Annotated in this window: 21 protein-coding genes, 1 tRNA gene and 1 pseudogene; 11 read left to right on the forward strand and 12 right to left on the reverse strand. The window is 34.6% G+C overall.

Annotated elements, in window-relative coordinates:
• The first annotated feature begins 103 nt into the window (after positions 1-103).
• Entirely contained in the window at positions 104-1,618 is a 1,515-nt protein-coding gene (gene gltX / locus DVK85_RS05205) for a glutamate--tRNA ligase (protein WP_114677422.1), read from the forward strand.
• 161 nt (positions 1,619-1,779) lie between these two features.
• On the forward strand, positions 1,780-2,790 hold the full coding sequence (locus DVK85_RS05210) for an SPFH domain-containing protein (protein ID WP_205431321.1): 1,011 nt from the start codon (positions 1,780-1,782) through the stop codon (positions 2,788-2,790).
• Positions 2,791-2,839: 49 nt separating this feature from the next.
• Here DVK85_RS05210 and DVK85_RS05215 read toward each other — a convergent pair whose 3' ends face one another.
• The 4 genes from DVK85_RS05215 to DVK85_RS05230 all read right to left on the reverse strand — a co-directional run bounded on the left by DVK85_RS05215 (position 2,840) and on the right by DVK85_RS05230 (position 5,765).
• The gene (locus DVK85_RS05215; RefSeq protein ID WP_114677423.1) at positions 2,840-3,082 is read right to left on the reverse strand and encodes a DUF6327 family protein; all 243 of its coding nucleotides are present in this window, start codon (positions 3,080-3,082) and stop codon (positions 2,840-2,842) included.
• 2 nt (positions 3,083-3,084) lie between these two features.
• Positions 3,085-3,438, reverse strand: coding sequence for a competence protein (locus DVK85_RS05220; protein WP_114677424.1), 354 nt, complete (start codon positions 3,436-3,438; stop codon positions 3,085-3,087).
• 18 nt (positions 3,439-3,456) lie between these two features.
• Positions 3,457-3,771 (reverse strand): YtxH domain-containing protein, encoded by a 315-nt coding sequence (locus DVK85_RS05225; RefSeq protein WP_114677425.1) that lies wholly within the window; start codon positions 3,769-3,771, stop codon positions 3,457-3,459.
• A gap of 311 nt (positions 3,772-4,082) precedes the next feature.
• Positions 4,083-5,765, reverse strand: a complete 1,683-nt coding sequence (locus DVK85_RS05230) for a glutamine--tRNA ligase/YqeY domain fusion protein (protein WP_114677426.1) — start codon at positions 5,763-5,765, stop codon at positions 4,083-4,085.
• A gap of 131 nt (positions 5,766-5,896) precedes the next feature.
• Between DVK85_RS05230 and folB the strand changes: the two genes are divergently transcribed.
• Together folB and DVK85_RS05240 are read left to right on the forward strand one after the other, a co-directional pair.
• Positions 5,897-6,256, forward strand: coding sequence for a dihydroneopterin aldolase (folB, locus tag DVK85_RS05235; protein ID WP_114677427.1), 360 nt, complete (start codon positions 5,897-5,899; stop codon positions 6,254-6,256).
• 71 nt (positions 6,257-6,327) lie between these two features.
• Positions 6,328-6,398: transfer RNA gene (locus DVK85_RS05240), tRNA-Cys, on the forward strand.
• A 60-nt stretch (positions 6,399-6,458) separates the two neighbouring features.
• Here the strand turns inward: DVK85_RS05240 and DVK85_RS05245 are convergent.
• From DVK85_RS05245 to rnr, 4 genes are all read right to left on the reverse strand, one after another.
• On the reverse strand, positions 6,459-7,139 hold the full coding sequence (locus DVK85_RS05245) for a LysE family translocator (RefSeq protein WP_114677428.1): 681 nt from the start codon (positions 7,137-7,139) through the stop codon (positions 6,459-6,461).
• A gap of 116 nt (positions 7,140-7,255) precedes the next feature.
• Positions 7,256-7,897, reverse strand: coding sequence for a GIN domain-containing protein (locus DVK85_RS05250; RefSeq protein ID WP_114677429.1), 642 nt, complete (start codon positions 7,895-7,897; stop codon positions 7,256-7,258).
• Positions 7,898-8,022: 125 nt separating this feature from the next.
• Complete coding sequence (locus tag DVK85_RS05255) at positions 8,023-8,694, reverse strand: head GIN domain-containing protein (RefSeq protein ID WP_114677430.1); 672 nt, start codon at positions 8,692-8,694, stop codon at positions 8,023-8,025.
• 94 nt (positions 8,695-8,788) lie between these two features.
• On the reverse strand, positions 8,789-10,978 hold the full coding sequence (rnr, locus tag DVK85_RS05260) for a ribonuclease R (RefSeq protein ID WP_114677431.1): 2,190 nt from the start codon (positions 10,976-10,978) through the stop codon (positions 8,789-8,791).
• Between the two features lie 139 nt (positions 10,979-11,117).
• Between rnr and DVK85_RS05265 the strand changes: the two genes are divergently transcribed.
• From DVK85_RS05265 to DVK85_RS05275, 3 genes are all read left to right on the forward strand, one after another.
• Entirely contained in the window at positions 11,118-11,357 is a 240-nt protein-coding gene (locus DVK85_RS05265; protein ID WP_114677432.1) for a DUF2007 domain-containing protein, read from the forward strand.
• Positions 11,358-11,978: 621 nt separating this feature from the next.
• Positions 11,979-12,410, forward strand: a complete 432-nt coding sequence (rpiB, locus tag DVK85_RS05270; protein ID WP_114678988.1) for a ribose 5-phosphate isomerase B — start codon at positions 11,979-11,981, stop codon at positions 12,408-12,410.
• 197 nt (positions 12,411-12,607) lie between these two features.
• Positions 12,608-13,174, forward strand: coding sequence for a helix-turn-helix domain-containing protein (locus DVK85_RS05275; RefSeq protein WP_114677433.1), 567 nt, complete (start codon positions 12,608-12,610; stop codon positions 13,172-13,174).
• A 35-nt stretch (positions 13,175-13,209) separates the two neighbouring features.
• On the opposite strand, the gene DVK85_RS05280 is transcribed toward DVK85_RS05275, so the two are convergent.
• Both DVK85_RS05280 and DVK85_RS05285 read right to left on the reverse strand, forming a co-directional pair.
• Entirely contained in the window at positions 13,210-13,278 is a 69-nt protein-coding gene (locus DVK85_RS05280) for a DUF1211 domain-containing protein (protein ID WP_240339579.1), read from the reverse strand.
• 148 nt (positions 13,279-13,426) lie between these two features.
• On the reverse strand, positions 13,427-14,260 hold the full coding sequence (locus tag DVK85_RS05285) for a pPIWI-associating nuclease domain-containing protein (protein ID WP_114677434.1): 834 nt from the start codon (positions 14,258-14,260) through the stop codon (positions 13,427-13,429).
• A 111-nt stretch (positions 14,261-14,371) separates the two neighbouring features.
• Between DVK85_RS05285 and DVK85_RS05290 the strand changes: the two genes are divergently transcribed.
• The 3 genes and pseudogenes from DVK85_RS05290 to DVK85_RS13715 form a co-directional block, all read left to right on the forward strand.
• Positions 14,372-16,495, forward strand: a complete 2,124-nt coding sequence (locus DVK85_RS05290) for a Tex family protein (protein ID WP_114677435.1) — start codon at positions 14,372-14,374, stop codon at positions 16,493-16,495.
• A 395-nt stretch (positions 16,496-16,890) separates the two neighbouring features.
• Positions 16,891-17,979 (forward strand): two-component regulator propeller domain-containing protein, encoded by a 1,089-nt coding sequence (locus DVK85_RS05295; RefSeq protein WP_394338170.1) that lies wholly within the window; start codon positions 16,891-16,893, stop codon positions 17,977-17,979.
• Positions 17,973-18,062, forward strand: a pseudogene (locus DVK85_RS13715) (S1 RNA-binding domain-containing protein); the annotation flags it as partial. The gene DVK85_RS05295 and the pseudogene DVK85_RS13715, both read left to right, overlap by 7 nt.
• A 101-nt stretch (positions 18,063-18,163) precedes the next feature.
• On the opposite strand, the gene DVK85_RS05305 reads toward DVK85_RS13715, so the two are convergent.
• Both DVK85_RS05305 and DVK85_RS05310 read right to left on the reverse strand, forming a co-directional pair.
• Positions 18,164-18,706, reverse strand: a complete 543-nt coding sequence (locus DVK85_RS05305; RefSeq protein WP_114677437.1) for a hypothetical protein — start codon at positions 18,704-18,706, stop codon at positions 18,164-18,166.
• Between the two features lie 88 nt (positions 18,707-18,794).
• Positions 18,795-19,004 (reverse strand): Sec-independent protein translocase subunit TatA/TatB, encoded by a 210-nt coding sequence (locus DVK85_RS05310; RefSeq protein WP_114677438.1) that lies wholly within the window; start codon positions 19,002-19,004, stop codon positions 18,795-18,797.
• 180 nt (positions 19,005-19,184) lie between these two features.
• Between DVK85_RS05310 and DVK85_RS05315 the strand changes: the two genes are divergently transcribed.
• Positions 19,185-20,054, forward strand: a complete 870-nt coding sequence (locus DVK85_RS05315; RefSeq protein WP_114677439.1) for a M23 family metallopeptidase — start codon at positions 19,185-19,187, stop codon at positions 20,052-20,054.
• The last annotated feature ends 6 nt before the right edge of the window (positions 20,055-20,060 follow it).

Raw genomic sequence — 20,060 nt, forward strand, 5'->3', positions numbered from 1 at the left:
CAACTTATTATAAGCCTACTGTAATACAACTGCAAAATAGCTGCCAAAAATACATGGAGCAGTACAATTCATAATTGTATATTTGCGTCAAAACTTAGTAACAATGTCAAGACCAGTACGTGTGCGTTTTGCACCAAGCCCTACGGGACCGCTACATATAGGTGGTGTGCGCACTGCCCTATTTAACTATCTATTTGCCAAAAAACATAATGGTGTATTCTACCTAAGAATAGAAGATACCGACCAAAATCGCTATGTGCCAGGAGCTGAAGACTATATTATTGAAGCGCTGAACTGGTGCGGAATACCATTTGACGAAGGCGTGGGTAAAGAAGGAAAATTTGGACCGTACCGCCAAAGTGAGCGTAAAGCAATGTATAAAGACTATGCACAACAGCTTGTTGATACCGGATGGGCTTATTATGCTTTTGATACTGCCGAGTCACTAGACGCTGCACGAAAAGAAGCCGAAAGCAAAGGCGAAACTTTTATATACAACCATACTAACCGCGAAAAGCTGGTTAACTCGCTACATCTTAATGAAGAAGACGTAAAGCAACGTATTGCTAATGGCGATGACTATATTATACGCTTTAAAATGCCTGTGGGCGAAACTATAGTTTTGAACGATATGGTAAGAGGCGAAGTAAAATTTGAATCGTCGTTACTTGATGATAAAGTATTGTTTAAAAGTGATGGTATGCCTACCTATCACCTTGCTAACATTGTAGATGATTACCTTATGGAAACATCGCACGTTATTCGTGGTGAAGAGTGGTTGCCTTCGCTCCCACTCCATGTGCTTTTATATAAAGCCTTTGGATGGGAAGCTCCAGAGTTTGCACACCTGCCATTAATATTAAAACCTGTGGGTAACGGTAAACTAAGCAAACGCGATGGCGATAAATTTGGTTTCCCTGTATTCCCGTTACAATGGGATAATGAAGATGGTACATCGTCTATGGGGTATAGAGAAGAAGGCTATTTACCTGAAACCGTTGTTAACTACTTAGCTTTATTAGGCTGGAACAATGGTGATGACCGTGAGTATTTTACGCTAGAAGAGTTAATACAAACGTTTGATATTAATAAAGTACAAAAAGCAGGTGCCAAGTTTGACCCTGCCAAGATAAAATCGATGAACCATCATTATATACAGCAAGTTGACGATGCTGTATTAGCTGAACAATTTATGCCAATACTTACAAGTAAAGGTATAAATGAGCCAATAGAAAAGGTAACAAAAATTGTAGGTATTGTTAAAGAACGTGCTAACTTTCCTAATGAGTTATGGGACTTGAGTAGTTACTTTTTTATACCTCCTACTAGCTATGACGAAAAGGCTGCCGCTAAACAATGGAAGCCTACTACTAATGATATATTGACTCAGCTAGTAACTGTACTACAAAACACCGAAGATTTTTCATCGGCTAACATAGAAACCGTTGCAAAAGCTTGGATGGAAGAAAAAGAGCTAGGTATGGGCAAAGTTATGCCATCATTACGTTTAAGCCTTGTGGGAGAGATGAAAGGTTCTCACGTATTTGATATTATGGAAATTATTGGAAAAGAAGATACCATAAACCGAATTAACAAAGCAGTTACTACATTATCATAAAAAATAAATAGCATTTTATAAAATTAACCTCCTATAATGGGAGGTTTTTTTATGCTTTACAGTAATAGTACGATTACTATGTAACATTTGCATACCTTTATATACTTATCTAGTAGTGATCATTTATTTTTTAACCAACCAATTTAAAAACAAACTATATTATGGAAAATGCAGGTCTTTTTCTATTTCTTTTCTTAGCCTTAATTGTCTTATTTCTATCCTTTTTTACCGTAAAACAGCAAACAGCAGCTATTGTAGAGCGTTTCGGGAAGTTTCTTAGCATTCGTCAAGCAGGTTTACACTTAAAAATACCTGTTATTGATAAAATATCAGGTCGTATAAACCTAAAAATACAGCAGCTTGATGTTATTATCGAAACAAAAACAAAAGAGAATGTATTTGTAAAAATGAAAGTTTCGGTACAGTTTAAAGTTATACAAGACAAAGCATACGAAGCATTTTATAAACTAGAGTATCCTCACGACCAAATAACATCATACGTGTTTGACGTGGTGCGTGCCGAAGTGCCTAAACTGAAACTGGATGATGTTTTTGAGCGTAAAGATGATATTGCCGTTGCTGTAAAAAGAGAGCTTAACGAAGCTATGACTTTATATGGCTATGATATTATAAACACACTAATAACAGATATTGACCCAGATATTCAGGTAAAAAATGCCATGAACCGTATTAATGCTGCTGATAGAGAGAAATCAGCCGCAGAGTATGAAGCTGAAGCATCTAGAATACGTATTGTAGCTAAAGCTAAAGCAGAAGCAGAAAGCAAAAGACTACAAGGACAAGGTATTGCTGACCAACGTAGAGAAATAGCTCGCGGACTGGTAGAAAGTGTAGATGTACTTAACCGTGTGGGTATCAATTCTCAAGAAGCCTCTGCGCTTATTGTGGTTACACAACACTATGATACTTTACAAGCTATAGGTGCAGATACTAACTCTAACCTGATACTATTGCCTAACTCTCCACAAGCAGGTAGCGATATGCTTAACAATATGGTAGCATCTTTTACAGCATCTAACCAAGTGGGCGAAGCAATGAAGCGCGGTAATGAGAAAAGAATAGAGCAAGAGCGAAAAGATGCACAACCCTTACCTCCTAAACCAACTTCGGGATATGATGATGAGGACGAGAGTGAAGAAACTGATGAATAGATAGATTCTATAATAAATAAAAAAAGTGCCAATTACATTGGCACTTTTTTTATTTAAATATCTTTTTAAAAATGAGCGTGAGTGCTGCATTTTTTAAAGGTCCTGATAACATAGATAAAAAGCTAAATATTTTAGCAGGTGTTTTACCAATAAGGTTTTCAGGCTCAAAACTTTCTTTAGTTGTAGCTAGTTCTCTTTTAAACCTGTAGTAAGAAAGATCTTTTTCAACCTTCATTACTTCAAGATCTCTATCTATATCATTAAATGTTGTATATACTTTGCCAGATTCCATAATTAGTCGTCTTTTAAAAATATTTTAGAAAAATTGGCAATAAGTGGTCCGTCAACAATTTTATTTCTCATTTTATATACAATAAAAGCCAACAGTAAATAAAAAACTCCTACAATTAAGAAACCATAACCATAATTACCTAATGCTTCTCCTAAAGCAAAAGCACCTGCAAACGAAAAGAAAAATAATACTAATAACAATAGTGTACCAAGCAACAAAGCTTTAGCCACCATTACATTGGTTTTCATAAACATCTTAAAAGCCAAAAGCTTGTAATATTTTACATTAGCGTTAAATACCTCTTCGCCTTGTGCTTTTAGATCTTCAATATTTTCTTTTACTTCTTCAAATGCCATAATAGCCTTTATATATTATTATTTTGTAGCTGCTTTAAGCTCTTGTAATTTTTTTTCGAGTGTAGCAATAACATCATCTGTTTTCTCTTCTACATTTGCTACAAGTCTATCGATACCAACTTCTAAATCTTCTTTAGATGAACCAAACTTGCCTTTTACTTGCTCGCTAAGTTCGTGAAGTTTATCGTGCAATTCATCTTTTTTAGAATCATAACCCTCTTTAATTCTCTTTCTTGTTTTGCTTCCCTCATCAGGAGCAAATAATATTCCCACTACTGCACCTATAGCTGCACCTGCAACCATTGCTACTAATGTATCTGTTTTACCTGACATAATTTTTAGTTTTTTTAAGTTATCTAATTTATTTTATATAAAGATACTCACTTTAACATTTGTAGGATGTTAACAGGTAGTTAATTGAAATATAAACTATGTGAAAACTTAAATAATGAGCTTATATAAACTATTATTGCCGCAAACACACAAATACATTAATCTAAATAAATAATAGATTAGAACGCTTTAAATAAAGCCGTTTTTTATAAAAAATAATTATACAACATCACTACACTATTAGGAATAGTAATAATAAACAAACAGCCTGCATTAGCAGGCTGTTTATAAATAAAATTTATTATAGTAATTTACTTACTTTCTACTTTTGTCCAAGTATCTCTAAGTCCTACTGTTTTGTTAAAAACAATTTTCTCTGGAGTAGTATCTCTATCTACGCAGAAATAACCCAGTCTTTGAAATTGAAATTGTTCGCCATCTTTAACATCTTTAAGACTTGGCTCTAGATAACCTGTAATAACCTCTAGCGAATTTGGGTTTATGTAACTCTTAAAGTCAACCTCTTTATCGCCATCAGGGTTTTCGTTAGTAAATAGCCTGTCATATATTCTTATCTCTGCTGGTATAGCGTGTTGTATAGATACCCAGTGTAGTGTACCTTTTACTTTTCGCATACTCGCTTCGCTACCGCTACCACTACGGCTATCGGCATCATAAGTACAATGTATCTCTGTAATGTTACCTTCACTATCTTTTACAACGCTTTCTCCTTTTATAATGTAGGCATTTTTAAGGCGTACCTCTTTACCTAGTGTAAGACGGAAATATTTGCGAGAAGCCTCTTCCATAAAGTCTTCACGCTCTATATAAAGCTCTTTAGAGAATGGTACTTTTCTAGATCCTGCGCTTTCATCTTCAGGGCTATTTTCGGCATCAAGCCACTCTTCTTCTCCTTCTGGATAATTATCTATAACCAGTTTTACAGGATCTAAAACTGCCATAACACGCGGTGCTGTCTTGTTTAAATCTTCGCGAACACAAAATTCTAATAACGATACATCTACAAGGTTAGTACGCTTAGCAATACCTATGGTATCGGCAAAATTACGGATAGACATAGGAGTATATCCTCTGCGTCGCAACCCTGATATGGTAGACATACGAGGGTCGTCCCAGCCTGTTACATGACCTTCTTGAACCAGTTGCAATAGCTTACGTTTACTCACAACGGTATGGCTTAGGTTTCTACGGGCAAATTCGCGCTGTTTAGGGCGTGTTTGGTTGTCATCATATACTTGGTCTAAGAACCAGTCATAAAGCTCTCTATGCATCGAAAATTCGAGTGTACAAAATGAGTGCGATACGCTTTCTATATAATCACTCTCACCATGTGCCCAGTCATACATAGGGTATATGTGCCATGAATCGCCTGTGCGGTGGTGGTGTTTGTTTAATATTCTATACATAATAGGGTCGCGCATCAACATATTAGATGATGCCATATCTATTTTAGCCCTAAGTACATGGCTTCCTTCAGGAAACTCACCATTTTTCATTTTCTCGAAAAGCTCAAGGTTCTCTTCTACCGATCTATTTCTGTATGGACTATTAGTACCTGGTTGTGTAGGTGTACCTTTTTGCTTAGCCATATCTTCACTACTTTGGCTATCTATATAAGCAAGACCACGCTGTATAAAATTGACTGCCCAGTCGTATAGTTGTTGGAAATAATCAGAGGCATAGCGTTCTTCTGCCCACTCATACCCTAGCCATTCTATATCGCGTTTAATGGCATCTACATACTCCTGCTCTTCTTTTGCAGGGTTTGTATCATCAAAACGCAAGTTTACGGGTGCGTTATATTTTAGTCCTAAACCAAAGTTAAGGCATATAGAGCTGGCATGCCCAACGTGCAGGTAACCATTAGGTTCTGGCGGGAAACGGAAACGGAGTTCGTCCTGCTGAAGTCCTTTTTTAAGGTCTTCTTCTATTATAAGTTCAATAAAATTGAGCGATCTTTCTTCGTTTGACATATAATGTGGTGTATTTCAAGTGGTGCAAAGTTATTCAAAAAAAGCAGATAAAAAGGATGCGTTTAAAAGTTTTAAACTGCAAAATAAAGCCAAGAAATGTTTATTTTTACAAAAGGAAATATATTTATATTATGGGAATTATACGATTAGAAAATATACGCACTTTTTCTTACCATGGGTGTTTGATAGAAGAAGGTAAAATAGGATCGGATTACTTGGTAAATCTTGAAATAAAGACCGACTTGCGAAAAGCCCGCGATACAGATGAGCTTGCCGATACTGTAGATTATGTACAGCTAAACAAAATAGTTGTTGAAGAAATGGCTATACGTGCTAAGTTATTAGAATATGTAGCTGAGCGTATTATAAAACGTATTTTTAGCGAAATACCCTCGGTATCAAGAATATTAGTAGCGGTTTCTAAAATAAACCCCCCTATAGGTGGCGATGTAGCTGCTGTAACGGTACAGCTAGAAGAATATAGAAATTAATACTAAATGGTAAAATTTACAATAAATGTCTTGTGTTAGTCTAAAATATATGTAAATTTGCCAACCTAAATGGCATCGTGGCCGAGTGGCTAGGCAGAGGTCTGCAAAACCTTGTACAGCGGTTCGAATCCGCTCGATGCCTCTACAAAAAAAGCTGTTACTTTAGTAACAGCTTTTTTTATGCCTTATATATTTTATTCTTCTAGTTGTTATCTGATTCTAATTGTTCCATTACAAATTTGCGCTCTGAAGGTGACCATGCTTGTGCTAACAATACTATACCGAAAATTATGAGTATAATACTTATTACTTTTTTGATTTTAAGTATGTTACCTGATGTTAACTTATTGCGAAGTTGTTTTGCTAATACTATTTTAAAAATATCAGTACATAAATAACCTGCTAATACCGATATAAAAAATGTAAGTATCCTACTCTGATTCATATCCAGTTGTGGTCCTACGGTTATAATTATAGCTAACCAAAAACCCAGTACTCCCACATTAATTATATTAAGTATAAAACCTTTTAAAGCTAATGTAAAATAATCTTTTTTTAGAATTTCATTGGTTTTGCTTTCAGAGAGTTCATCTTTAGCAATGCGTTTTTGTTTTATAAATGACACAAGTCCATAAATAACCAATATGAGTCCGCCAAATATAAATAAAGCAGGTTCATCTTTAATGCTTTGTATAAGCCTATAACTACTAAAATAAGCAAGGCAAATAAAAACTATATCGGCAAGTATAACGCCTAAATCAAATGTTATAGCAGCTCTAAATCCTTTTACAACACTGGTTTCAAGAAGCACAAAAAACACTGCTCCTGGCATGAAACTAAGAAGAAATCCTAAAGGCAATGCCGCAAGTATATCGTCAATCATTCAGTATAAAAATATGGGAATGCAAGTTACCATTTATATTTTTAAAGCTGAAAATTTAATGACAGGAATGTACTAACCTCTCTAAACTGTTTTTTTTGATTACCTCAAATTATAACTTACTTCACAATAACTTCTGCATCACTACTTACTACCTTGTTAACCTGTTTAGGGTTACCATATATTTCGAGAGAAGCATCTGAAGATGCGGTAGCATTTACCTGTTTTTTAGCGGTAATTACTCCTATAGCATCTGATGATAATACGATATTTGTATTTTCTGTAACAAGATTTTTAGCATTCAACTCAGCATCAGAATTAAAAACCGCAGTATGATTTTTGGCTTTTCCTGTAAGCGTTACTTCAGCATCAGAGTTAGCTGTTGTTTGTAAATTCTCTACATCTATTTTAAGGATCACTACAGCATCTGAAGCTGCTGTAATAGTAAGTGAATTTGATTTAATTTCGTCGTCACATTCTAAAACAGCATCTGAGGCAATTGTAATATTGTTTATATCATTTTTATAATACAAAGTATAATTACCGTCACTACTAAGCACAAGCGAACCTCCTGCGTTGTTAATATAGGTACTGTCGTCGTCTGAATCGTTTATTACTAACTTATTTTTATTAGATTTAACCATAGTAACCTCTGTATCAGACCCTACTGTAAGACTTGAAAAATCTTTAAGTTCAACTGTTTTTTGCGCAATAGCAAGATTAAAAATACCTAGTGTAGCAAATAAAAATACTTTTTTCATGATATAAATATGTTAGTTTATGTAAAGACACAGCTTATTATAAATTGTTACAGTTTACTATAAAAAATAAAACCTCATAAACACCAATGTATGATATTTATGAGGTTAAAATGATTTTATTTTTATTACTGTATTATACTAATATCGCCACCTGCAAAGGTTTTCTTATTGACTTGGCTTGGATTTCCATACACGTCAATAGTACCTCCAGCTCTTACTTTAGCATCTACAAAATCAGTAGCATATATTTCTACTTCGCCACCTGCACTAACACTTATTTTTGTTTGTTTAGTAATAAGCTCTTCTCCATTGAGTATGCCTCCAGAGTTTACTTTAGCATCATGATAATCACACTTTCCGTAAAGTTCTAGAATACCACCCGATGTAGTTTTAGATTCAAGGCTCTGTACATCAAGTATTACTTTTATAGTAGCACCTTCTTTTGCATTTACATCAAAAGCAATTGCTTTAAAAGTATCTGCCGAGCCTACAAACGAACCTTCGTTTGCCTCAATAGCTTGTATAGTGCCATTATAGTATAAAGTAGCCTCTATATCTTCGCCAGCGAGTAGCTTAGTAAAATTCATTTTTATTTTTAGTACATCATTCTTAGTAACTAGTGTTACCTCATCTGCCCTATTACCTTTTATAACAATCTTGTTTACGTCAGATTTTACAAGGGTTACATTTATTTGATCGAATACCTTAACGGTAGTAAAATCGCCTAAATTTTTAGTAACCTGAGCATTAGCAAATTGACTGATAATTATAAATAGTATAACTATTACCTTTTTCATGTTGATTGATTTTAAAATTGATGATTATATATTTCACTACATAAACAAAGACGAGAATAAACAACCAAAGGTTACTGTTATAGCATAAAAAAATTTACTTTTTATCAATTGCTTTTCCTAAAAAAGTAAAATCAAGCTGTTTTTTAACCAAATCGGCATTTTTAACTTTTACATATACCTCATCGCCAAGTTGCAGTAAATTACGAGTCACCTCGCCTACTAGTGCATATTGCTTGTCATCAAAAGTATAATAATCATCTTTTATTTCACGGATGCGACACATTCCTTCGCATTTATTTGCTTCAATTTCTACATATATACCCCACTCTGTAACGCCAGATATTACACCTAAGAACTCTTCGTCTTTATGGTCTAGCATATACTTAACCTGCATGTATTTAATACTATCACGCTCGGCATTTACAGCAAGATATTCCATACTAGAACAATGGGTACATTTTTCTTCATACTCATCTTCATCTACCGATTTTCCTCCGTCTAAATAATGTTGTAGCAATCTATGTGCCATAACATCGGGATAACGACGTATGGGCGATGTAAAGTGTGAATAGTAATCGAAAGCTAAGCCATAATGACCAATATTATCAGTAGAATATTTAGCTTTACTCATACTCCTAATAGCAAGGGTATCTACAAGGTTTTGCTCTTTTTTACCATGTGCATCTGCCATTAACTGATTTAACGATTGCGATATGGTTTGCTTAGTTTTAAAATTAACGCTATACCCAAATTTAGCTATCACTGTTTGCAGGTTCATTAGCTTATCAGTATCGGGTTCATCATGTATTCTATATACATACGTTTTATTTTGTTTACCAATAAACTCAGCTACTTTACGGTTAGCAAGCAGCATAAATTCTTCTATAAGGTGGTTAGCGTCTTTCGATTCTTTAAAGTAAACGCCAATAGGTTCGGCATTTTCGTTAAGGTTAAATTTCACCTCTACTTTATCAAAAGATATAGCACCATTTGCCATACGCTTGCTTCGCATTATTTTTGCTAGCTCATCCATTTTAAGTACAGCATGCCTTACCTCCTCTCCTACTTCATAACTTTCGTTGGTAAGCGAAATCTCGGCAGGTATAGTGTTTTCTTTTGTTTCTATAATGTGCTGTGCCTCCTCGTAAGCAAAACGCTGATCTGAATAGGTTACTGTGCGCCCAAACCACTTGTTTTTAAGCTCTGCTTTATCATTTAGTTCAAATACTGCCGAAAAGGTATATTTCTCTTCATGTGGTCGCAATGAACACGCAAAATTAGAAAGTACCTCAGGTAACATAGGTACTACCCTATCTACTAAATAAACAGATGTAGCACGATTATAAGCTTCTTCGTCTAATATTGTTCCTTCTTGCAGGTAATGCGATACATCGGCAATGTGTATGCCTATTTCATAATTACCATTTTCTAGTACTTTGAATGACAATGCATCATCAAAATCTTTTGCATCTTTAGGGTCTATGGTAAACGTAAGTGTATCACGCATATCTCTCCTACGGGCAATTTCATCTTCATGTATTTCGGTATCTAGCTTTTGTGCATATACCTCTACATCTACAGGAAAATCATAAGGCAGTCCATACTCAGCAAGTATAGCGTGTATCTCTGTATCGTGTTCTCCTGGTCTCCCCAGTACACGTATTACTTCGCCAAAAGGGCTGTCTGCCTTGGCAGGCCAATCTTCTATTTTTACCAATACTACATCGCCATTTTCGGCATTACCAAGTTTATCTTTTGGTACAAAAATATCAGTATACATTTTAGGGTTAGCAGTAGATACAAAAGCAAAATTCTTTTGTACATCTATTACGCCCACAAAATCAGTTTTGGCTCTTTCTAGTATCTCTACTACTTCACCTTCAGGTCTTCTGCCCCTTCTTCGGTTATAAATATATACCTTAACCTTATCGCCATCTAACGATTTATTAAGATTATTAGTAGGTATAAATACATCTTCTTCTAGATCTGGAGATACAAAATAAGCAGTTTTTCTGCTTGTCATATCAATTTTTCCTTCTACATAATCAGCTTTAGCAATTACACTATATTTTCCTCTTTCTGTTTCCTCAATCTTTTCTTTAGATGCTAAGTACTTTAATTCCTTAATAATTTGATTTCTGCTCTGGGTATCGTTTAGTTCCAGTATGGCAGCAATTTGTTTATAGTTAAATGATTTGTTGGGATCTTTAGAAAGGATTTTAAAAATCTTGTGTGAAAAATCTTTCTCTTTTTTAGCTGACGGTCTTCCGTTCTTTTTACTCATATAATTTAAAATAATGCTTAAAATTACAAATAAGTCTACGATTTTACTCTCTATTTAATGAAATAATAACTTTTTTGATTCAAAATTAATTTACACGAAACAACAAAAATGAGTATCTTTATGAGTATAACTTACTCTTATGAAAGAATTTGTTACTATAGCCGTTTTTACTTACCCTCACGAAATAGCAATACTAAAACACTTACTCATAGAAAGCGGTATTAATTTCTTTTTCGAAAACGAAACCATGACAGCTATAGTACCTATGTATTCTTTTGCACTGGGTGGCATAAAACTAAAAGTACACCCTAACGATATAGAAACTGTAAAAACTATACTCAAAGACTTTTCATCTAATACTAATCTTAGAATTGTATAAATTTATTTTTAAAGTTTCAAAGTTGTTAACATTTATAATATAATACAAAATAGATTTATTTAAATTTAAAAAAGAATGATGGTTATTATAGCGTGTTAATAATAGGCATAACTTTTAGTTATATTTTTGTTTTGTCTACTTGTAGTAAGTTATACAGAATAATCAACAATGTTAATTTAATGTAAACTACTGATAAGTAAGTATATTTAAATTCTGATTATTGAGTTATCAACAGTTGTTAATAATACAGTTTATCTATATTTTTTTGATAAGTCAGGTTGTTAATTAGTGTTAATAACTAGTAGTAAACCTTGCATAAAAATATGTAAAAAAGCTGAAACTTTTCTTGCATTTTACAATTGAACTGCTGTATGTAAAAAAATTGTTAACTAACCAGAAAAATTTATAATTTTCGTTCTTTACTTATCAACAATATTAGTTAATTTATAACTCCTTTATTTACAGTATATTTTAATACTTATTAACATTGCCTTATTTTAACATTTTTATTGTTATATTATTAGCCTCTAATGTTAATTAAATAATATGATGCTGGTTAACAGCATATTAAAATTGTTTGGTAAATTTGCACCCATAAACAACATAACACAACAACGAAATATGAAAATTTCAATAGGCAACGATCACGCTGCACCCGATTACAAAAAAGCAATAGTACAACATTTGGAACAAAAAGGTATAACAGTTATTAACCACGGTACCGATACTTTTGATAGTGTCGATTATCCTGACTTTGTACACCCTGTAGCCGAAGATGTAACCAATGGTACTGTAGCTATGGGTATTATTATTTGCGGAAGCGGTAACGGAGCAGCCATGACAGCTAACAAACATAAAGGTATTAGAGCTGCACTATGCTGGACGAAAGAAATTACCGAACTGGCACGCCAGCACAACGATGCTAATATACTAAGCATACCGGCACGCTACACATCCATACAACAAGCTATAGGAATGGTAGATGCTTTCCTGAATACGGAATTTGAAGGTGGTCGTCACCAAAACCGTGTAGATAAAATAGCGTGTAACTAATAATTACTCGTTTTATATATACTAAAAATCCGCTCTCTCAAGCGGATTTTTTTATTACGCAGTAATAAAATTTAGTCTAAAAATTCCTTTATTTACAGTAGTTAGACACAAATGTCGTAAAAATGCCGTACTAAAACCGCTATCAAAATGGAGGTGCTGAGGGTAATTTTGTACCATAATCTTAAAACATATATACTATGACAACTATTGGTAAAAAAATTGCAACAATACGCAAACAAAAAGGACTAACACAAGAGGAAGTTGCCGAAACCGCCAACATAAACCTGCGTACCCTGCAACGTATAGAAAAAGACGAAACCGAGCCACGCGGCAACTCGTTAAACGGCATTTGTAGCGCACTCGGCATAGCTATAGAAGATATACTGGACTATGGTAAAAACGAAGACAAAAGTTACCTGATATTTCTGCATCTTTCTATACTTAGTTTTTGTGTAATACCCTTAGGCAATATTATACTGCCGCTTATATTATGGCTCAACAAACGGGATAAAATTACCGATGTACAACAGCAAGGTGCCAATATTATTAACTTTCAAATTATGTACACGTTTATAACCTATGGCGTACTTCTTTTTGCAGTATTTAGTAAGTTATGGAACTATAACGTGTCGTTTAACGGAATACTATTGGGCTTACTGGCAGTGAGTATTTTCAATTTTATCTACGCTATTAGTAATGCCATACGTATTAATAGAGGGATCGTTAAGAATTTTTATCCGGTGTTATTCAGGATTGTGAAATAATTTAAAAATCCGCTTGAAAGAGCGGATTTCTTATATCATACCATAATAGTGATAATTATAGCGAGTACGCCATCGCTAAACGCTTCTAAGCGGGTTTTTTGCATTGGTTTATTCCTGTTGGTTCAGGTTTTAAATGTATGGAATTTTGTAATACTGTAAAGGTTTGATATTATTCCGAAGACTGAATTTGAAGGTGGACATCACAAAACAAAATAGATGAAATAACTTGTAAATGAAGATTACGAGATTTTATTATTCATAATCGTCATACCATTCACTAGTATCTACAGCTAAGTCCTCTACTGTGTAATTTTTTGATGGGAAATCGTCATCGATTTTATACTTAATGCTGCAATCAAAGGCAAAATATTCATATAAATCGAGACCATCATCTTCACGTCTCTCGTTTTTAGATCCATACTCTAAAACTACGTGAACGTATCCTGAAACTTCTACGCAGATCTCATCGCTTGTTATGTCAACTACTTCGAATTCTTCAACATCACTATGTTCTATATAGTGATGCGTAGACAAAATATCAATTTCACTAAATATAGTAGACGTAACTTCCGAAAATATTTGATCATGAATAACCCTATCTATTTCGTTTCTCAAATCATCTCTATAATCTAAAATAGTCATTACAAATTTTGAAAAAGTTGAGAGCACAAGTGAACTTTTCTCAGTCACTTCATCATCTAGTAAATTATATGTATCTTCATTTATATGTGTATACTTACTTAAAGAATCAATAATACGTTTCGTTTCGATAATAGTATCTCTAAGTTCTTCTAGATCTAAACCTAGTTGTTCTATATACTCATCAGACAAGCCACCTTTTACGGCATATTTAATTCGCTGAGATCTGGAAGGAGCACCGTTGTGAGTTTCTTTTATAAACCAGTTACAATTTATTACCTGATTATCAGGCGATAATGAATGCAAGAAATGTCTGGAAAGTTCTCGAATGCTATAAGCAAAATTGTTATATCTTAATTTATTAGATTTATCATTTAAGTTTTCTATAGCTGAATCAAACAAACTTTTTTGAAACTCTGTTTTTAATATTTTCTTGATATTATCCACTTAGTAATATATTTAGTATTAAGCCTCTAACTTACAAAAACTTTCTTAAATCATTTTTTAAATATTACCCTTAAAATATCCCGTTATCTTTGTAAGCTATAATCAGAAAGCATGACAAACATTCAGTATATAGCGGGCGTGGTAACCGCACCTGTAAAAAGCATAACCGCCACCTTACAACTCCTTAGCGAAGACTGCACCATACCCTTTATAGCCCGTTATCGTAAAGATACCACCGGCAACCTCGATGAGGTAGACATAGAGCAAATAGCGAAGCTCAGCCAAGCGTATGAGGCAATTATAAAGCGTAAGGAAGCCATACTAAAAAGCATCGAAGAGCAAAATGCCCTTACACCCGAATTACAGGATAAAATCAGCACTACTTTCGACCTCACGGAGCTGGAAGACTTGTACCTGCCCTACAAAAAACGCCGAAAAACCAAAGCCGACACCGCCCGCGAAAACGGACTCGAACCGTTGGCAAAAATAATCATGGCACAAAACGCCGATGACATCGACTATATAGCAGGCAAGTACCTGAACAGTAACGTTGCTAACGAAGACGACGCATTGCAAGGCGCACGCGACATTATAGCGGAGTGGATAAACGAAAATATGTATATCCGTAAAAGTTTACGTCGCATTTTTAGTCGCAAAGCAACCATTACTACTAAAGCGGTTAAAACCGCCGACCCTGAAAAGGCACAAAAGTTTTCGCAATACCTCGACTGGAGCGAGAACCTAACCAAAGCGCCATCGCACCGCTTGTTGGCAATATTACGTGCTGAAGCAGAGGGAATCATCAAATTCAAAATAGAAGTTGATAATGATGAGGTGCTCGACCTTATGGAGCAGTCAATCATCAAAAAACCGAATGTAGCAACCACAGCACAACTGCAAAAAGCCATAGCCGACAGTTATAAACGCCTGCTTGCTCCCGCCATTAGTAATGAGGTATTGCAGGAGGCAAAAGCCAAAGCCGATGCAGTGGCAATACAAGTATTCGCCGATAATTTAGGGCAGTTATTGCTCGCACCGCCCTTGGGTGAAAAGCGCATTTTGGCTATAGATCCCGGGTATCGTTCGGGGTGTAAAGTAGTATGCCTCGATGAGAAAGGGGACTTGCTGTATAACGAAACGATATTTCCGCATCCGCCACAAAAAGAGTCGGCTATAGCCATGAAAAAAATCCGTTCTATGGTCAATGCTTACAAAGTAGAGGCAATATCCATAGGCAACGGCACCGCAAGCCGCGAAACGGAGCATTTTATTAAAAAAATAGCGTGGGACACACCACCGGAAGTATATATGGTAAGCGAGGCAGGGGCATCGGTATATTCTGCATCAAAAATTGCCCGTGCCGAATTCCCGAATTACGATGTAACCGTTAGGGGAGCGGTATCTATTGGGCGCAGGCTCAGCGACCCGCTTGCCGAACTGGTAAAAATAGAACCCAAAGCCATAGGCGTAGGGCAGTACCAGCATGATGTTGACCAAACCAAGCTAAAAGATGAGCTTGACACGGTAGTGATGCGTTGCGTAAATGCGGTAGGCGTAAACCTGAATACTGCCAGTGGAGCATTGCTCAGTTATGTATCGGGTATAGGGGAGAAGCTTGCCGAAAATATAGTAAACTACCGTAGTGAAAACGGTGCTTTTGAAGATAGAAAGCAACTGAAAAAAGTACCCCGATTGGGCGAAAAAGCCTATCAGCAGGCAGCAGCATTTGTGCGCATACCCAATGCTAAAAATCCGCTGGATAATAGCGCGGTGCACCCCGAAGCGTATGCTATTGTCGAAAAAATGGCAAAAGACCTGAAACTGAAAACATCCGATTTAGTTTCCAATAAGGAAGCGATTGCTAAAATAAACCCATCAACTTATGCCACCGAAAAAGTGGGTATTTTGGTACTACAAGACATACTAAAAGAGTTGGAAAAACCGGGACTTGACCCGCGTAAGTCGGCTAAAATGTTTGAGTTCGACCCCAATGTAAAATCGATTACCAACTTGCATACAGGTATGATATTACCGGGTATTGTGAATAACATTACCAACTTTGGTTGCTTTGTAGATGTCGGTATTAAAGAAAGCGGACTTGTCCATATTTCGCAACTCAAAGAAGGCTTTGTAAGCGATGTAAACGAAGTAGTAAAGTTACATCAGCACGTTACAGTAAAAGTTATTGAGGTAGATGAAGCGAGGAAACGTGTAGCGTTAAGTATGATTATTTAAATATAAATAAATGTCTAATTATGAAAAAATTATTTATTGTATCATTGTTTATAATGTATACAGGGGTTAAAGCTCAAAATTTGTTTCCGGTAAAACTTGAAAATTGTAATACTGAATATTTTTGTTTGGATTGTGGAGATATAAAAGCCTCATATGATGAGGCTAAGTTTGAGAAGATGTTAAAGAGGCTAAATAAGTCGCTTGACCTAAAGGACGCCAAAGGGGGAGTAATGTTCCAAATACTTATTGATACTAAAGGAAGAGGATGTACATTAAGTCATACAGATATGGGTAAAAGTTATATATCAAAAGAAATTATAAAGGAATTAAATAATTTTAAAGGTTGGAAACCCGCATATAATAAAGATGGGATAAAAGATAAAGTATCAATAAATATGCGTTTTACCATTCAGGATAACCATATTACAGGAAAAATAGAGCGTGTTGATACTGATGCTTTTGGAAAATCATTTGACAGACCTGTAGATCCTGAAATTTATAACGACCATTATACTTATACCAATGAGAATTTAAAAAACTATAGCTTTACTATATGGAATTCTTCAAACTCATCTTTACCTGATAATAGTGTAAATCATATAGCTGCAGACTCAAAAGGTAATATATGGGCTATCGCTGATAGTGAACTACTCTACTTAAGCGGAAATGAGATACAATTAGCACCTGAAAATACTACTGAAGAAGAGATTAAAAAGCGAAAATATTTTGCTTTGGGTATTGATGATAATGACAGGGTATGGACAGATGGTGTCTCTGCAATATTTAGTCTTGAAAATGATGAATGGAGAAAATATAAAGAAGATGAAATAGGTATTCCTGATGCTTATGGTTTTGTGAACAACCCATCTTCCGATGAGTTTTTTATTTGTTCCAAAACAGGATTAGTTATAAAAACCAACGAAGGGTTTAAAATGATTACAAAATCAAAAATTAAAGAATTTCCTTCTGATAGAGTTGACTTTGCAAAGCGAGATTCTAAAAACAGGTTATGGATAGGAACATTTGATGGGTCTGTAATGATAGATGAAAATAGCAAAGCAACAAGCTTTAATGATACTAAAGAAATGCTAAAAGGTTACTGTATTACCTCTATGGATGAAGATGATGAAGGTAATTTATATTTTGGTCTTTATGAGCTTAATCCTAAAGATCGTAAACAAGCAAATAGAAATGAGGGTATTGCTATTTTCCATAATAATGGTACTTGGGAACACTTTACTACTAAAAATTCAGGAATGCCTTTTAATCATACTACTCGTGTGTTGTTTGACAAAAGAGAAAAAATTTTATGGGTTTCAACTGACAGAGCCGGATTAGTACGCTATGACCTGAATGGCAACTGGGAAAACTATCATAACCTAAACTCTCATATACCAACATCTTATATTGCAGATATGTGTTTTGATAAAGAAGGAAATCTGTATTTAGCTACTCGACAAGGTATTGTTAAAGTAGAGAAGTAGTAAAACTACATCAGCACGTTACAGTAAAAGTTATTGAGGTAGATGAAGCGAGGAAACGCGTAGCGTTGAGTATGATACTGTAGTTACGGGTTACGTGTCATTACTTCGTCATTGCGAGCGTAATGAAATGGAGCGTGGCAATCTTTATGGATTGTTATTAAGATAACTTAGATGATAGTAGTATTTATGAAACCCATCTCATTTGATAATTTATAATTTTCCAGAATCCATCTATTTTTTCTAAAAAGAATATTCCACCACTACCACAAAGCCCCCCGCAAACATATGCTCCATAAACTACGGCTTTTTTATTATCAACTGAGATTAATGGATAGGAAATAAAAGCTATAGGGCGTTTTTTTCTATTATTTTCGAGCTTTTTATTAGTGTATTTATTTATTCTTTTATTATCAGTTTTATTTATGTTATTATCTAAATTTAGATAAAAGGGTAATTTAAAATATTTTTTCGCATAATCCAGATTGTATGCTAATGTATCAACATAAAATTCATTTAATCTTTCATCATCAAGGTTTTCAATTTCAAAGAAATATCTTCTTTCTATGTCGGATAATAGGTTAGTATTCTTAAACCTATTGTAAATATAGGTGCTGTCAGGGTTATATTCCTGTATGACAAGACTGATTATCTGAGAAACATCTTCTTTTGTCTGGCTTGATACAAAACAAGATATTAATATAAAAATTGATGTAAGTATTGTTTTCAAGATAGAATAATTATATATGTAAAACTAAAAATAATAAAAAACCCCATAGCATTGCTACAGGGTTTATTTATATAACCAAAAGTAGTTATTATAGTTTATTCTCTTCTTGTTGTTTTTTAGATGTTTGGTGTGGCTGATCGTCGTCTTTTGCTGCATTTTTAAATTCCTTAATACCAGACCCAAGTCCTTTCATTAATTCAGGAATTTTCTTTCCTCCAAACAACAATACAATTAGTACTACCACTACAGCTATTTGCCATGGTCCTACTATTCCTAAAAAAAATGCTAATGCGTTCATAATAGTAAAATATATTTCGATGCAAAGTTAATGATAAATTTATTACAATAATTATTTACAACAATTATTTGGATATGGTTTACGTTAAATAAAATAAAAGTTAATGACCAATTGCTTTTCGTGCAGATACCATTTCATTCTCCTGCAGAGATTAGTATATTTGTCAATTAAACTGTTACAATGGCAAAGAAGAGGCTAAAAAGACAGGTAATCAAAAAAAAGCTGTTCAACAAGAGCCGTTTGGTTATACTGGACGAGGACAACTTTGAGGAAAAATTTTCTCTCAAACTCAATCTTATGAATGTGTTTGTAGTGATAACACTTGTTAGTATTGTAATGATAACACTTACAACCTACATTATTGCATTTACACCACTACGCGAATACATACCAGGATATAATTCTACTCAGCTTAAAAGAGAAGCAGCTCAAAATGTTATAAAGGTCGATTCGTTACGCCAAGAACTAGAAGCTAATACAGCATATATGGCTTCAATAAAAAAAGTGCTTACAGGCGATTTAGAAATGACTAAACTAAGTCGTGACTCTATATATGTACCTGAGCATAAAGAAATGCCACATATAGACGTAAATCCATCTGAAGCGGAAGCAAAACTAATAGAAGAAGTAGCGCTAGAGGATAAATATAATTTATTTGAAGAAGCACAAACGCGTGTTGGGTTTGTATTATTTTCTCCTGCAAAAGGACATATTACAGAGCCTTATAATTCTAAAAATAAACATTTTGCTGTAGATATTGCTTTGGCAAAAGATACACCCATAAAATCGGTTGCTGCGGGTACGGTGCTTTTTGCCGACTGGACACCTACTAACGGCAATGTTATTATAGTACGCCATAACGATGGTATTATATCGGTATATAAACACGCTGCTTCGTTAACTAAAGAGCAGGGCGATGTAGTACGTTCGGGCGAGGTTATAGCGCTTGCAGGCTCTACAGGAAAGCACTCTACAGGTGTACACTTGCATTTTGAGTTATGGAAAGATGGCTACCCGATAAACCCAACACAGTATATAGACTTTGAATAACAATTT

It is taken from the genome of Flavobacterium arcticum, from assembly GCF_003344925.1.
GTDB lineage: Bacteria > Bacteroidota > Bacteroidia > Flavobacteriales > Flavobacteriaceae > Flavobacterium > Flavobacterium arcticum.